The sequence below is a fragment of the Streptomyces sp. LBL genome (assembly GCF_029893585.1).
Taxonomy (GTDB): domain Bacteria; phylum Actinomycetota; class Actinomycetes; order Streptomycetales; family Streptomycetaceae; genus Streptomyces.
In genome coordinates this window covers 92,322-107,151 of record NZ_JARXYX010000011.1, presented here as the reverse complement: position 1 = coordinate 107,151, position 14,830 = coordinate 92,322, and the positions used below count along the sequence as shown (strand labels likewise).

Genomic DNA, 14,830 nt, shown 5'->3' with positions numbered 1-14,830 from the left:
TTTCGACCGGTAAATAAGGGGCGAAATGGTCACTGTGTGTAACGCGTCACAGCCAGGTAACCCACACGAGAACTCCCCGAATTACTCCGCCTGGCGTCCGCAGAATCTTTGCGTTTAGGTCGAGAGAAAGCGGGCAGAAGAATACGGGAAGCTGCTCTCGAATGAATTCCCTGATGTGTCCTTTATTACGCCTGGGATTAACCAGGAATTAGTCCCGATGGGCAGGATTTCAGGCTTGAGCGTCGGCAGCGCCCACACCGATCACCGCCAGGCAGCCTCCGCGGCCCGCAGCGCTCCCTCGACATCCACCCGCAGCCCCGCCGAGGCCAGCGCGCCGCCCAGTGTCGCCAGACTCGCCCGCACCGCCCCCTGGGTCGCGTCCACCCCGTAGTGGTTGACCCGGATCATCTCCTTGGCCAGGGCACCCCCGCCCGCTGCCAGCGGCGCCGCCGGATCCGACTCCAGCGCCCGGACCACCAGCTCCGACGCCGGCACGCCCGACGGCGCCCGCAGCGTCGTGGCGACCGGGGCGGCCTCCCGGTCCTCGTACACGTACGGCTCCAGGCCTCCGCCCAGCGCTCGCGCCCCGGCACGGGTGGCCTCGGCAGCACGCCGGTGCCTGGCCATCACCGCGTCCAGGCCGTCCGCCTCGATCCGCTCCAGGCACGCCTCCAGTGCCAGCATCTCCAGCTGGGCCGGCGCGTGCGGCAGCGCCTTGCGGCCACCGTCGAGCCACCGCTCCTTCCAGTCCAGCAGCGAGAGGTACGACCGTCGCGGTGCTCCCGGGTTCGCCGCCATCCGCGCCCACGCCCGCTCACTCACCGACACCGCCGACACTCCCGCCGGGCCGCCCATCGCCTTCTGCGCCCCGATCACGCACAGGTCCACGCCCCACGCGTCCGGCAGCACCGGCTCGGCCCCGATGGACGCCACGGCGTCCAGGTAGAAGAGGGCACCCTGCTCCCGTACGGCCTCGCCGATCTCCGCCACCGGGTTGGTGTTGCCGGTCGCGGCCTCCGCGTGCACCAGGGACACGAAGTCGATCTGCGGGTGCTCGGCGAAGGCCTCCCGGATCTGCTCGGCCGTGACCGCCGTGTGGAAGGGCGCCGCCAGGTCGATCACCGTGGCGCCGCAGTCCCGCAGCCAGTCCCCGAAGGTCTGCCCGTACGGGCCGGTGATCACGTTGAGCGCCGTCGTCCCCGGACCGGCCGCGGAGCGGATCGCGCCCTCCAGCGGCAGCAGCGCCTCGCCCTGCATGATCACGACGTCCTGCTCGGTCCGCAGCAGCCGCGCCACACGGTCCTCGATGGACGCGAAACGCGCCGCGGTCAACGGGGTCAAATCCAGAAACGGGTGCGTCACGGCGCTGCTCTCTTCACTCACGGGGTAACGAGTCTCACTGGCGGGGTGGACGAGACGAGGGTAACCGGCCCCTCTTGCCCCACTCCTGCCCCGCTCCCGAGCGCCTCCCGTGCCCCTCCCACCCTCTGAGGCCGATGACTTCTCAGGTCGGGCAGTCCCGTAGCCATCGGATTGTTTGGAGACACTCAAACCTCTCCTTATAATCGGAACTCGCTATTCTCCCCTCTCCACGTTCCCCACAGGAAGGCCCGCCGTGAACATGCTCCTCGGGCGCCAGACCCGTGTCCTGGCCGCCATCACCGCGACGGCCGGGCTGGTGCTCGTGTCCGCATGTACCTCCACCGACGACGGAGGCAGCGGCTCGAAGACCGCCGCCGGCGGGGTCGAACTGGTCAAGGCCGGGCAGCTCACCACCTGCACGCACCTGCCGTACCCGCCCTTCCAGTCGGAGAAGGACGGCAAGTACGAGGGCTTCGACGTCGCGCTGATCGACCTGGTCGCCAAGGACCTGGGGGTGAAGCAGAGCATCCTCGACACACCGTTCGAGAACTTCAAGACCGGCGCCTTCCTCAACTCCAACCAGTGCGACCTGGCCGCGGCCGGCATGACCATCACCGAGGAGCGCAAGAAGAACGTCGACTTCGCGGACCCGTACTTCGACGCCACCCAGGCCGTCCTGGTCGACAAGAAGAGCGGCGTGAACTCCCTCGCCGACGTCAAGTCCAAGAACGTCAAGCTCGGCGCCCAGGCGCAGACGACCGGCGAGGAGTACGTCCAGAAGAAGGGTTTCGACCCGGTCTCCTTCGAGTCCTCCGACGCCGTCCTCAACGGTCTGCGCGCCGGTCAGGTCAAGGCCGTCGTCATCGACTACCCGGTCGTCCAGGGCTGGCTCAAGAACAAGGCCAACGCGGACGCCTTCAAGGTCGTCGACAATCTCAACACCGGTGAGCAGTACGGCTTCTCGGTCAAGAAGGGCAACGCCAAGCTGGTGGCCGCCATCAACAAGGTGATCACGGGCGCCAAGGCCGACGGCACGTACAAGAAGCTGTACGAGAAGTGGATCGGCCCGTACGACGACTCCGCGGCCTCGCCGTCCGCCTCATGAGCGACACCGCGAAGGTCGAAGTCCCGCCCCGCAAGAAGGGATTGACCCGACGTCAGAAGCGCCGCCTGTCGCGCGGCGCGCAGTACGTCGTGTTCGTCGCCGCCGTGATCGCCTTCGCGGCCTCGGCGGACTGGGGGCGGCTGAAGAACCAGTTCGCGCAGGCTGACATCGCCCAGCAGATGTTCCCGGACGTCATCACCCTGGCGCTGAAGAACACCGTGCTGTTCACCGTGTCCGGCTTCGCTGTCGGACTGGCGCTCGGCCTGGTCATCGCGCTGATGCGGCTGTCGTCCGTGGGCCCGTACCGCTGGCTCGCCGGGATCTACATCGAGATCTTCCGCGGCCTGCCCGCCCTGCTGATCTTCATCTTCATCGGCGTGGCCGTGCCGCTGGCCTTCCCCGGTACGGAGATCATCGGCGGCACGTACGGCAAGGTCGCCCTGGCGCTCGGTCTGGTGGCCGCCGCGTACATGGCGGAGACCATCCGCGCGGGCATCCAGGCGGTGCCCAAGGGGCAGATGGAGGCGGCCCGTTCGCTGGGCTTCTCACCCGCCCGCGCCATGATCTCGATCATCATCCCGCAGGCGTTCCGCATCATCCTCCCGCCGCTCACCAACGAGTTGGTCCTCCTCTTCAAGGACTCCTCACTGGTGCTGTTCCTCGGCGTCACCCTGGAGGAACGCGAACTGTCCAAGTACGGCCGCGACCTGGCCAGTACGACCGCCAACTCCACGCCGATCCTGGTCGCGGGCCTGTGCTACCTGCTGATCACGATCCCGCTCGGCTTCGTCGTGCGCCGTATGGAGGCCAAGGCCCAGGAGGCCGTGAAATGAGCCGACCGGAGATCCAGGTCCAGGGCCTGCACAAGTCGTTCGGCGACAACGAGGTGCTGCGCGGCATCGACCTGGAGATCGGCCAGGGCGAGGTCGTCTGCGTGATCGGTCCCTCCGGGTCCGGCAAGTCCACGCTGCTCAGGTGCGTGAACCTGCTGGAGGAGCCCACCCAGGGCCGGGTGTTCGCCGGCGGCACCGAACTCACCGACCCGGACGTCGACATCGACGCCGCACGCCGTCGTATCGGCATGGTCTTCCAGCAGTTCAACCTCTTCCCGCACCTCACGGTGACCGAGAACCTCACGCTGCCGCAGCGCAGGGTGCTCGGGCGCGGCAAGGCGGAGGCGGCGAAGGTGGCCGCCGAGAACCTGGAGCGGGTGGGGCTCGCCGAGAAGGCGGGCGCGTACCCCGCCTCGCTCTCCGGCGGCCAGCAGCAACGCGTCGCGATCGCCCGCGCACTGGCCATGGGACCCCAGGTGATGCTGTTCGACGAGCCGACCTCGGCGCTCGACCCCGAGCTCGTGGGGGACGTACTCGCCGTGATGCGCCGGCTCGCGAACGAGGGCATGACGATGATGGTCGTCACCCACGAGATGTCCTTCGCCCGCGAGGTCGCCGACCGGGTCGTCTTCATGGACGGCGGAGTGATCGTCGAGGACGGCGCCCCGGAGCAGGTCATCGCCAACCCCCGCCACGAACGCACCCGCCACTTCCTCTCCCGGCTCCTCGATCCTGCGCTGGCGGAGGTGGAGGATTCACCGGAGAAGGCCGGCAAGGCCGACTGATCGCTCGGTCGACGACGCTCGGCCTCGCCTCCCTCCTCACCACCTGCGCTCGTACAGCCCGCCGTCGACGAAGTCTTCGAAGTCCATGTTGCCGAGATCGAGATTCGTGCTGATCTCCACGGCCGTGTCGGGCAGCAGGCGGAACTGCGTCACGAATTCCTCCTCGTCCTCCTCGAAGGGTTCGCCGTCCCATTCGGTCGACACGGCCAGCAGCGGATGCCCCGTCCCGCGCATGGTGGTGTCGTCGGCGATGAAGACCGCTCCCGGCAGGCTCGGACCGGGCAGGGCCGCGCGGACGGCTTGAAGCACCAGCTCGGTGGGGGCGTCGGCGTACCTGGGGTCGCAGATCAGGTGAGGCTCCACCGGATCGTCGTCCACCCACGGCACCCGCAGTTCCTCGACCACCCGGCCCCAGGCGTCCTCGTCAGTGAAGTCGGTGCGGATCACCAGCGGGTTCAGGTCCTCGTACCCCTCCACCGCAAGGAGCGGCTCGGCCGACCCGGCCGTGGGCGCCGCGGAGGGTGACCGCAGGGGTGCCAGGACACCGCCGAGCAACGGCCCGCCGAGCTGGGCGGCGCTGGGAACCACCCCAGCGGTGCGGAACACCAGCTCGTGGCGGTGCAACTCGTGCGCGATGTCATCGAGGGCGGCGGCGACCTCCCCCACCTTCGCCCCCTTGCGGCGGCGCGGATCGTCCCGGAACTCGCTCACGATCCGGCCCTCCTGGTGGAGGCTGAACGTCTCCCCGAAGCCGCCCCCCTCGCATGGTCGGTGCAGGGACACCACCGATGTCGAGGGCGCCAGTGCCGCCACCGGCAGGGCGGAGTCGTCACTGACGAGGAGTACGTCCGGCCCCACGGCGATCACCGCCACCACCTTCCCCCCGTCCGGGTGTGCGGCGTCCCGAAGCCGTTCGAGCCGACGCCATGTACCCCGTACCTCCGAGCCCGGCGGGACACCGGTTCGCCGCAGGACCTCCAGCGGGGTGCTCTCCTTCACCACTGCGACGCAGTAGCCGGTGCCCTTTCCTGCCAGGGCGCCGAACCAGGCGGCCAGGACCTCGTTCTGCGGCATGGCCGGCTCACGCACCGGGGCCAGCCGCGTCGAGCGACCGGCGGACGCCCACACCACCGCCCCCGCGTCGTCACGGAGCTCTGCCCCGCCGCGCACGACGACGAGCTCAGCGCCCGGCCCGGCGATCTGTTCTACCACAGCGCCGTCCAGGGCCCGCGAGCGCAGGAATCCGTCGTCGTCGAGCGCCAGGACGGTCTCCTGATCGTAGAACCTGTCCCAGTGTGAGGTCTGTCCCTTCACCATGATGCGCACCGCGTGACCGTCGTGGAACAGCACGGTCGACCCGTCACCGCTGGTCAGCGACTGTCCATGCAGGCTCTCACCCCGGCGCATCGCCGATCCCCGGGCCGCCGTCAAATGACCGGCCCCCGCCGCCGCAGGCGCCTGGGGGATCCCCGAACTCCACACCACGCCCCCGTCCGCGCCGGTCAGGGCCAGCTCACCGCTGTCGCGCATCTCCAGCCGCCGCACGCCCAGCCATCCCGTGCCTGTGCTCCAGACCCTGTTGCCGTGGTGGTCCCAGGCCACGAGGTCCCCGTCGGGTCCCAGGCACACCAGACTTGATCCCGGCGAGTCGCTGACCCACACCCGCGCCCGCGTGACGTTGTCCCGTACCGCCAACGACGGCTCGTACACCGAGTGCAGCACCGTGAACCGTCCCGACGGCGAGGTCAAGGACTCCATCGACAACCTGCCGCCCGACGGCAACCACGGTCCTCCTGGCCGCCAGCCCTCCCACTCGGAGGGTCGGCTCCCCCGAGCTCGGGGTGAGGGCGAAGACCCAGGCGTCGACAGGGGTGACCTCGTTCTCGATGGATGTGCTGACGCGTCCTCGGGCAGCGGGTTCGCCGGTATGTGCGGCGGTTTTGCCGGCATGTCTGGTACCGCCTGCGCCACGCGTATGCCTCGGTAAGGGACTGGGGCCCGGCCCGCACGTTGCCGGGAGCCGACGAAACCACCACTGCCGTCGGTCAGGAACCGGACGGCTTGGAGTTGCAGGTGTGGGGAGCCGTTGTTGCCGGTGATGTCGAGACGATAGTGCCCATAAGGCCCTGGCTCGGCGATCCGTAACATTCTGGACTGGTGCCGCTCAGCGAACGACTGGCCGGAGCGGATGTCGAGGGTCCGCCACACGTGCCCGTCCACCGAGCCACGCAGGGTCCATGCCGCCGGGTCGCGATCAGGGGCGTCGTCGGCGGAGGTGAGCACGTACCGGTCCACCGCGACGGGCTGGGTCAGCTGGAATTCCAGGGACGCACGGCTGTGCGGTGCGAACCACTTGTTCGCCGACGCGTCCACCAGATTCCTGGCCACCTCGCCCGCGTCCCGGTGCTCGGCATCGGCCCACACGACGCTCACCAGGTCGCTGACGTCCGCCTTGCTGGACGGGCTCAACGAACGCAGTGCGATCGAACAGGTGTTGCCTGACTGATCGCCCCAGACCGCCCACCGCACGGGGGCCTCGCCGCCATCGTCGATCAGCAGCCACAGCCGTCCGGCCGGATGCCAGCTTCCGGCATCCTGGACCTCCGTGTCGAACTCATACCCGCGAGCACCGGCAGCTCCCTCCCAGTGCTCCGCCCGGTCGTCGAGTTCGCCGCGCACCTCCACCACATCACCGCTGGTGGTACGGCGATGGCCATAACAGCTCGCCATATCCGGCGAGAAGCCCACGAGGGACTGCGCGCCGTCCTCCGTACCCCAGGACAGGTGAGCCGGCGCCATGCTCCCACCGCCGCCCACACGCATCAGTAACCGTGACGCCGGCAGCCACTTTGCGGAGTCCGGCGCGCGCCGCCACAGACGAAACGCGAACAGGTCATCGGACATCGGCCCCATGGATTCTCCTCAGCAATCACGGCGCCGACGACAGACGCCCCGGCAGCGCACGGTGAGACGACCATTGTCACCTCCGCAGGCCCACCGCCGGACCACATCCAGCGACAACTGCCCGCCAGTTGACTTGACCTGACGAATAGTCAGTTCACTGCACAGATGTGCGCCCGCCGGTGCCTCCGCCGGGATTCCGAGATCACATCTGTGCTCCTGTGGCGCGTTGCGGGGCGCCCCCCAAAGGCCCCTTTCGCCCCCCGGCGGACGGGTTCAATAGGGTGCGGAGTATGAGCGATCAGGCGGTGCTGCACGTGAAAGGCGGGGTTCTCATCGGCCCCGAGGACGTCCGCGACGAGCTGTGGGTGGTGGACGGCCGTATCTCCTACGACCGTCCCCTCCTCGCCCGTGATGTCCGCACGGTGGAGGGCTGGGCGCTGCCGGGTCTGGTCGACGCGCACTGTCACGTGGGCCTGGGCCCGCACGGCCCGGTGGACGAGGGCGTGGCCGAGAAGCAGGCGCTGACGGACCGCGAGGCGGGCACCCTCCTGATCCGCGACGCGGGTTCCCCCTCCGACACCCGCTGGATCGACGACCGCGAGGACCTCCCGAAGATCATCCGTGCGGGCCGGCACATCGCGCGCACCCGCCGCTACATCCGGGGCTTCGCGCACGAGATCGAACCGGAGGACCTGGTCGCGTACGTCGCCCGGGAGGCCCGGCGCGGCGACGGCTGGGTGAAGCTGGTGGGCGACTGGATCGACCGCGAGGTCGGCGACCTGACGCCCAGCTGGCCACGGGAGGCGGCTGAGGCGGCCATCGCGGAGGCCCACCGCCTCGGCGCCCGCGTCACCGCCCACTGCTTCGCCGAGAACTCGCTCCGCGACCTGGTGGAATCGGGCATCGACTGCATCGAACACGCGACGGGCCTGACGGAGGACCTGATCCCCCTGTTCGCCTCGCGTGGCGTCGCGATCGTCCCGACGCTGGTCAACATCGCGACCTTCCCGAAGCTGGCCGAGGGCGGCGAGTCCAAGTTCCCCCGCTGGTCCGCCCACATGCGCCGCCTCCACGAACGCCGTTACGACACGGTCCGCAACGCCTACGACGCCGGTATTCCGGTGTACGTCGGCACGGACGCCGGCGGCACCCTGCCCCATGGCCTGGTCGCGGCCGAGGTGGCGGAACTGGTGACGGCGGGGATCCCTCCGGTGGAGGCGCTTTCAGCGACGACCTGGGGCGCCCGGGCGTGGCTGGGACGGCCCGGGTTGGAGGAGGGGGCGACGGCGGACCTGGTGGTCTACGAACGGGACCCGCGCACTGATGTGCGCGTGCTGGGGGCCCCGTCGCGGGTGGTGCTGAACGGGCGGGTCGTCAGCCGGTAGGCACAGGTCTTGGCAGGCCGGAGGAGGGCGCGGGCCGACGAGCCGTCACCTCGGACCGGCCCCTGCGTTGCCGGGTTCCCGGCTCAGCGCTGCGTCAGAGTCATCGCTTGGTCCAGCGCCTGAAGGAACGAGTTGACGGTCACCCGGTCCCGCACCGCCAGCCGCAGCCACTGCTCACCCAGCCCCGGGAAGGTGTCCCCGCGCCGGACCGCGAACCCGAGATCGCGCAGATGCCGTCGTACGGCGGCGGCGTGCGGCACTCGCAGGAGGACGAAGGGGCCGTCGGCGGGCCCGGCCACCCGCAGCCCGTCCACGGCGAACTCCTCCAGGCCCGCGACGAGATGCGCCCGGTCGGTGGCGACGCGGTGGGCGGCGTGGGCGGCCTCCGCCAGCGCCCGCGGCGACACACACGCCTGGGCCGCCGCGAGGGCCGGCGTGGACACCGGCCACAGGGGCTGGGCCCGCTCCAGGTCCGCGATCGTCTCCGGGGCCGCGAGGACATAGCCGATCCGCAGCCCGGCCAGCCCCCACGTTTTGGTCAGGCTGCGCAGCACCACCAGCCCGGGCACGTCCGTCCGCCCGGCCAGCGCCTCCCGCTCGCCGGGCACCGCGTCCATGAACGCCTCGTCCACGACCAGCGTCCGTCCGGGACGCGCCAGTTCGGCGATCGAGGCGGCCGGGTGCAGGACGGATGTGGGGTTCGTCGGGTTGCCGATCACCACCAGGTCCGCGTCCTCGGGAACGACCGACGGATCCAGCCGGAAACCGTCCTCCTCGCGCAGCAGTACCCGCTCCACCGGGTGCCCCGCGTCCCGCAGCGCCGCCTCCGGTTCGGTGAACTGCGGGTGCACCACGACCGGCCGGCGGACCTTCAGGGCGCGGGCGAGCAGCACGAACGCCTCGGCCGCGCCCGCCGTCAGCAGCACCCGCTCCACCGCGAGACCGTGCCGTGCCGCCACCGCCGCGCGGGCGGCCCGCCCGTCCGGATAGGCGGCGAGGCCGGTCAGTGACGCGGCGATCCGCTCCCGCAGCCACCCGGGCGGGGTGTCCGCGCGGACGTTCACGGCCAGGTCGACCAGGGCCGAGCCGTCGTCACGCACCTCGGCGTCGCCGTGGTGCCGCAGGTCATGCCCCTCAGTGCGCATGGGAGTGGGCGTGTCCTCCGTGGTGGTGCCCGTGGTGGTGCCCGTCGTGGTGCCCGTCGTGGTGGTCCTCGTCGTCCGGGTGGAAGTGCGGCTGCTGCGGCACGCCGACCTTCTCCTCGAACCCGGGCAGCGCGATCCGGTACACGCACGAGTCGCAGTTCATCCGCACATCGCCCTGGACGGCCTCCGCGTACCGCTCCATCACCAGATCCAGCAGCTCCGGCTCCGGACCGATGACGTCGGCCGACCGCACGTCGACCTCCGGGTGCGCCGCCGCCCAGCCCTCCGTCTGCTGGCGCACCCGGTCCGGCAGGATCCCGGTGAACAGGAAGTAGGGGAGCACCACGATCCGCCGCGCCCCGAGCCGCACACAGCGGTCCAGGCCGCTCGGCACGTCCGGCGCCGCCAGCGACACGAACGCCGTCTCCACGCCCGCGTACCCGCGCCCCTCCCACAGCAGCCGGGCCGCCTTGTGCACCTCGGCGTTGGCGTCGGGATCCGTGGAACCGCGCCCGACCAGCAGCACGGTCACATCGGCCCGGTCCTGGGGCCTGCGCGCGGACGCGCCCAGCGCCTCGTCCAGCCGCCGCTCCAGCACGCTCAGCAGCGCGGGGTGCGGGCCCAGCGGACGGCCGTAGCTGTACGAGATCCCCGGGTGCCGCTCCTTCTCACGGGCCAGCGCGGCCGGGATGTCGCCCTTGGCGTGTCCGGCGGACACCAGCATCAGTGGGACGGCGGCGAACCGGCGTACCCCCTGTTCCACCAGCTCGGTGACCGCGTCGCCCAGCGGCGGCGGGGACAGCTCGATGAAGCCGCCCGCGACGGGCAGTTCGGGATGGCGGGCGCCCAGCTCCCGGACGAAGTCGCGGAACGCCTCGGCCCCGGCAGCGTCCCGGGTGCCATGGCCGGCGATGAGCAGGGCGGGCGGCGGGGTGGTCACGATTGCTCCTCGGAGGGGGAAAGGGGGTGGTACAGCAGGGCGTTGAGCGCGGCGGCGGCAACCGCCGAGCCGCCCTTCTCGGACACGTTGCTGACAGCGGGCAGCCCGCTCTCGCGCAACGCGGCCTTGGACTCGGCCGCGCCGACGAAGCCGACGGGCAGACCGATGACGAGCGCGGGGGAGGCGTCCAGAGTCAGCAACTCCTCCAGCGCGGTGGGGGCGTTGCCGATCACCCACAGGGCGCCGGGCCCGACCTGTTCGTACGCCAGCCGGATCGCGTGGGCCGAACGGGTCAGCCCCGGACCGGACTTGGCGTCCCTGAGCCGGCAGACGGTCTCCCGTCGGGTGATCCCGGCGGCCACCATCTCCACATCCACCACCACGGGCGCCCCGGCGTGCAGGACGGCGTGCGCCTTCTCCAGCGTGCCCTCGTCCAGGACGAGATCGCTCGCGTACTCCAGGTCGGCCGCGGAGTGGATGACCCGCTCCACGACCGCCCGGCTCAACGGCGGGAAGTGCGAGGTGTCCAGCCGGGCGCGCAACCGCCGGAAGGACTCCTGCTCGATCGGATGAACCACACGATCCACCCGGTTCATTCGGTGCCCTCCTGGCCCGCGGCGGAGCCGCTGACGGGTGCGGCCTGCCAGCGGTAGCCGCGCGGGGTCACCATGCGCCCGGCGATCTGCCGGGTCGCCGTGTTGCCCACGGTCACGACCGTCATCATGTCGACCGTCGCCGGGTCCAGGGCGGCCAGTGTCGTCAGCCGGCCGGACTCGTCCGGCCGCGACGCGTTCCGTACGACACCGACCGGCGTCGTCGGCTCCCGGTGCTCGGCGAGGATCGCGAGCGCCTTCGGCAGCTGCCAGTCCCGGCCCCGGCTGCGCGGGTTGTAGAACGTCACGACGAGGTCCGCCTCGGCCGCCGCCCGCACCCGCCGCTCGATGACCTCCCACGGGGTGTGCAGGTCGGACAGGCTGATCGAGACATGGTCGTGGCCCAGCGGGGCCCCGAGGATCGCCGCGGCCGCGAGGGCGGCGGTGACACCCGGTACGCCGATCACGTCGATGTCGTCGGACGCCTCGGCCAGCGCGGGGGAGGCCATGGCGTACACGCCGGCGTCCCCGCTGCCGATCAGCGCGACCGCCCGCCCCTTCCGCGCTTGTGCCACCGCTGTCCGGGCCCGCTCCTCCTCGGCCCCCAGACCCGACTCCAGGACCTGGGTGCCCGGCCGCAGCAGATCGCGGATCTGGTCGACGTACTGGTCGAGGCCGACGAGCACGGAGGCCCGCTGCAACTCCGCCTTCGCGCGGGGCGTGAGCAGGTCCCGGGCGCCCGGCCCGAGCCCCACCACCGCGAGCCGGCCGCGCGCGGGCCGCCGTACGACGGCACAGGTCGCCATCGCGGGGGTCGCGGCCGACTTCGTCTTCGGGACGAGGAGTTCACCCCCGCGCACCAGCGCGGCGGCCTCCGCGACGGAAGGGGTGCCGACGGCGGCGAGGGGCGCGTCGGACGGGTTGGGCACGTCCACCTGCGCCAACTCCTCGGCGGGGTACGTCACCAGCGGCACCCCGAGCCGCTGGGCCGCGCCGACGATCCCGGGCTCCCCGGCCTTCGCGTCGACGGTGGCGACCTCCGCGACGCTGCGCACGGACAGCCCCGCCGCCCGCAACGCGCCCTCGACCAGCCCGAGCACCTCGTCGACGGGGGCACCCCGGGAGGCGCCCACGCCGACGACGAGGGAGGGGGGCCGCAGGAGTACCTCATGATCCGCGGGCGCAACGGCACGATCGGTCACCCGGATCGCGTACGTCCCCTCACCGGTGACCCGAAGAGGCGGCAGCGGCCAGCCCACCTCGGCCTTCAACGCGACCGGGTCGCCGTCCAGCAGGGCCCGCGACACCCCGGCGACGTCTCCCTCCACCGGGAAACCGAGCGTGTCCAGCCCCGGCAGCCCCACCGCGTCCGTCGCCGTCGTCACCACGGGCTCGGCCCCCAGCAACTCCCCGACCGCGCAGGCGAGTTCGTTGGCCCCGCCGCCGTGCCCGCCCACCAGCGACACGGCGAACCGCCCGCCCTCGTCGACGCACACCACACCCGGGTCGGTCGCCTTGTCGCCGAGCAGCGGCGCGACCAGCCGCACGACCGCTCCCGTCGCCAGGAAGCACACGAGCTGCTCGCACTGAGCGAACGCGGCCCGCACGGCGTCCCCCACGGGACCCTCGTACACACGCGTCCGCTCCGGCCACGCCGCGGCCAGCCGGTCCCGCGCAGCCGCCCCCGCCGAGGTGGCGGAAATGAGGCCGATCACTGAGCATCTCCTTCGTCAGCGGATGCCGCAGGCCGTACGCCCCACAGCAGGAAAACGGGGTTGGTCGCCGCGAGCCGGGTCACGTCACCCGGCAGCGGCGCGAGCCGGGACGACTGCAGGAGCACTCCGTCGCAGTCGAACCCGGCGCCGGCGAGGGCCGCGCGTACGGCCGGTACCCGGTCGAGCGCGGCCATCGCGACGACGACGGTCCGCCGGGCGCGCCGCGCGCACGCCGTGACGATCGCGGGTAGTTCGAGCCCACCGCCGCCGACGAACACCGCGTCGGGATCGTCGAGCGCCGACAGCACGGTCGGCGCCGCCCCGTGCACGACCCGTACGTCCACGCCGTGCGCGGCCGCGTTCGCACGGATCCGCCCGACCCCGTCGAGGCTCTTCTCGACCGCCGTCACGGCCGCGCCGAACCGCGCGCACTCCACGGCCACGGAACCCGAGCCCGCGCCGATGTCCCAGACCAGATCGCCGAGGCGCGGTCCGAGCCGGGCCAGGGCCAGCGCCCGTACCTCGAACTTGGTGATCATCGAGTCGCGGTGGGCGAAGTCGGCCTCGTCCAAGGCCCATCCGGCGGGCCCGGCGGGCGGCCCGGCGACCGTCCGTACGGCGCCCGGCGCGCGCGACTCGTCCAGGCACAGCACCACGTTCACCGACGAGCCCCAGTCACGGACCGCGGCCTCGGCCGGAGTCATCCGCTCCACCCGCTCGTCCGGGGACCCCAGGGCCGAGGCGACCACCAGGACCCGCGCGTCGGACACCAGCGCGGCCCCCAGTTCCGCCGGACCCGCTCCCGGGCCGGTGAGCACGGCGACCTTCGGCCGGGCCCGGCACACGTGGACGGCCGTCCGCAGCTTGCGCCCGTGCGCGCTCACCACCACCGCGTCGTCCCACGGCAGCCCGACCCGCGAGAAGGCGGCGGCGACCGACGAGACCCCGGCCCGGACGTCGAGCCGGTCGGCGCCGAACCGCTCGGCCAGCACCCGCACGATCCCGAAGAACCCGGGGTCGCCCGAGGCGAGCACCACGACCCGGCGGTCCTTGGCGACGTACTCGGCCATGGCGTCGAGGGCCGGCGCCAGCGGCCCGAGCACGATCCGCTCGGCCGCGGCGGGCAGTCGTACGGCGTCCAGGTGCCGGCGTCCGCCCACGACGAGTTCCGCCTCCGCCAGGACGTCCTTGGGCGGCGCTGTTCCCGTCCCGGTGCCGAACACGGTGATCACGTGCTCGCACCCCGCGCGCGCAGGGCCTTGCGGGCCTGCGGGTCGGCCTTGCGGTAGCCGTGGAAGTGACCGGGGTGGTAGAGGTGCGAGCGGGTGCCCTCGGCGTCGAGCGCCGGGCCGACGAGGAACAGGGTGTGCTTCCAGAGCTTGTGCTCCTTGACCGTCTCCTCCAGCGTGCCGATCGTGCACCGCACGACCAGCTCCTCCGGCCAGGTCGCCTGGTAGGCGACGACGACCGGGGTGGTCGTCGGATAGCCGCCCTCCAGCAGCTCCCGCACGAGCTGCCCGCTGCGGGCCGCGGACAGGAAGACGGCCATGGTGGTGCCGTGCTTGGCGAACTCCCGGACCTCCTCCCCGGGCGGCATCGGCGTCTTGCCGCCGCCGAGCCGGGTGAGCACCACGGACTGCGCGACCTCGGGGATGGTCAGTTCGCGCTGCGCGATCGCGGCGACGGCGGAGAAGGCCGACACGCCGGGGACGACCTCGGTCTCGATGCCGATCCGGGCGCACCGGTCGAGCTGCTCCTGCGTACCGCCCCACAGCGCGGGGTCGCCGGAGTGGATCCGGGCCACCCGCAGGCCCTCGGCGGCGGCCCGCTCGTACACGGACACCACGTCCTCCAGGGACATGGTCGCCGAGTCGAGGATCTGGGCACCCTCCCGCGCGTGGTCGAGGACGTCCGCCTGGACCAGGCTCGCCGCCCAGATCACGACGTCCGCCTCGGCGATGGCCCGCGCGGCGCGGAACGTCAGCAGGTCGGCGGCGCCGGGGCCGGCACCGACGAAGGTCACCTTGCCGGTGGGGGCATCTGCCATGGGTTCGGGTCCTCTC

General features: G+C 71.8%; 12 protein-coding genes. 4 read left to right on the top strand and 8 right to left on the bottom strand.

Going from position 1 to position 14,830, the window contains the following annotated elements; genetic code table 11:
• Positions 1-261: 261 nt before the first annotated feature.
• Positions 262-1,362 (bottom strand): aminotransferase class V-fold PLP-dependent enzyme, encoded by a 1,101-nt coding sequence (locus M2271_RS15690; protein ID WP_280887814.1) that lies wholly within the window; start codon positions 1,360-1,362, stop codon positions 262-264.
• A 253-nt stretch (positions 1,363-1,615) separates the two neighbouring features.
• Between M2271_RS15690 and M2271_RS15685 the strand changes: the two genes are divergently transcribed.
• Genes M2271_RS15685 through M2271_RS15675 form a run of 3 tightly spaced genes read left to right on the top strand, consistent with a single transcriptional unit; the run spans position 1,616 to position 4,085 of the window.
• Positions 1,616-2,467: a transporter substrate-binding domain-containing protein gene (locus M2271_RS15685; RefSeq protein WP_280887813.1), complete on the top strand. Its 852-nt coding sequence runs from the start codon at positions 1,616-1,618 to the stop codon at positions 2,465-2,467.
• On the top strand, positions 2,464-3,300 hold the full coding sequence (locus M2271_RS15680; RefSeq protein ID WP_280887812.1) for an amino acid ABC transporter permease: 837 nt from the start codon (positions 2,464-2,466) through the stop codon (positions 3,298-3,300). The genes M2271_RS15685 and M2271_RS15680 overlap by 4 nt, the downstream gene beginning before the upstream one ends.
• Complete coding sequence (locus M2271_RS15675; RefSeq protein ID WP_280887811.1) at positions 3,297-4,085, top strand: amino acid ABC transporter ATP-binding protein; 789 nt, start codon at positions 3,297-3,299, stop codon at positions 4,083-4,085. Before M2271_RS15680 ends, M2271_RS15675 begins: the two co-directional genes overlap by 4 nt.
• A 36-nt stretch (positions 4,086-4,121) precedes the next feature.
• Here the strand turns inward: M2271_RS15675 and M2271_RS15670 are convergent, their stop codons facing one another.
• On the bottom strand, positions 4,122-6,989 hold the full coding sequence (locus tag M2271_RS15670) for a DUF6461 domain-containing protein (RefSeq protein ID WP_280887929.1): 2,868 nt from the start codon (positions 6,987-6,989) through the stop codon (positions 4,122-4,124).
• 290 nt (positions 6,990-7,279) lie between these two features.
• On the opposite strand from M2271_RS15670, the gene M2271_RS15665 reads away from it, so the two are divergent.
• Entirely contained in the window at positions 7,280-8,374 is a 1,095-nt protein-coding gene (locus M2271_RS15665) for an amidohydrolase family protein (protein ID WP_280887810.1), read from the top strand.
• Positions 8,375-8,457: 83 nt separating this feature from the next.
• Here the strand turns inward: M2271_RS15665 and cobC are convergent, their stop codons facing one another.
• The 6 genes from cobC to cobM are packed head-to-tail and all read right to left on the bottom strand — an operon-like array spanning position 8,458 to position 14,814.
• Complete coding sequence (gene cobC / locus M2271_RS15660) at positions 8,458-9,519, bottom strand: Rv2231c family pyridoxal phosphate-dependent protein CobC (protein WP_280887809.1); 1,062 nt, start codon at positions 9,517-9,519, stop codon at positions 8,458-8,460.
• On the bottom strand, positions 9,509-10,459 hold the full coding sequence (locus M2271_RS15655; RefSeq protein WP_280887808.1) for a sirohydrochlorin chelatase: 951 nt from the start codon (positions 10,457-10,459) through the stop codon (positions 9,509-9,511). Before M2271_RS15655 ends, cobC begins: the two co-directional genes overlap by 11 nt.
• Positions 10,456-11,046, bottom strand: a complete 591-nt coding sequence (locus M2271_RS15650; RefSeq protein WP_280887928.1) for a precorrin-8X methylmutase — start codon at positions 11,044-11,046, stop codon at positions 10,456-10,458. The genes M2271_RS15655 and M2271_RS15650 overlap by 4 nt, the downstream gene beginning before the upstream one ends.
• A gap of 5 nt (positions 11,047-11,051) precedes the next feature.
• Positions 11,052-12,767, bottom strand: a complete 1,716-nt coding sequence (gene cobJ / locus M2271_RS15645; protein ID WP_280887807.1) for a precorrin-3B C(17)-methyltransferase — start codon at positions 12,765-12,767, stop codon at positions 11,052-11,054.
• A complete protein-coding gene (cbiE, locus tag M2271_RS15640) occupies positions 12,764-13,999 on the bottom strand; it encodes a precorrin-6y C5,15-methyltransferase (decarboxylating) subunit CbiE (RefSeq protein ID WP_280887806.1) in 1,236 nt (411 codons plus the stop codon). The genes cobJ and cbiE overlap by 4 nt, the downstream gene beginning before the upstream one ends.
• On the bottom strand, positions 13,996-14,814 hold the full coding sequence (gene cobM, locus M2271_RS15635) for a precorrin-4 C(11)-methyltransferase (protein ID WP_280887805.1): 819 nt from the start codon (positions 14,812-14,814) through the stop codon (positions 13,996-13,998). The genes cbiE and cobM overlap by 4 nt, the downstream gene beginning before the upstream one ends.
• Between the last annotated feature and the right edge of the window lie 16 nt (positions 14,815-14,830).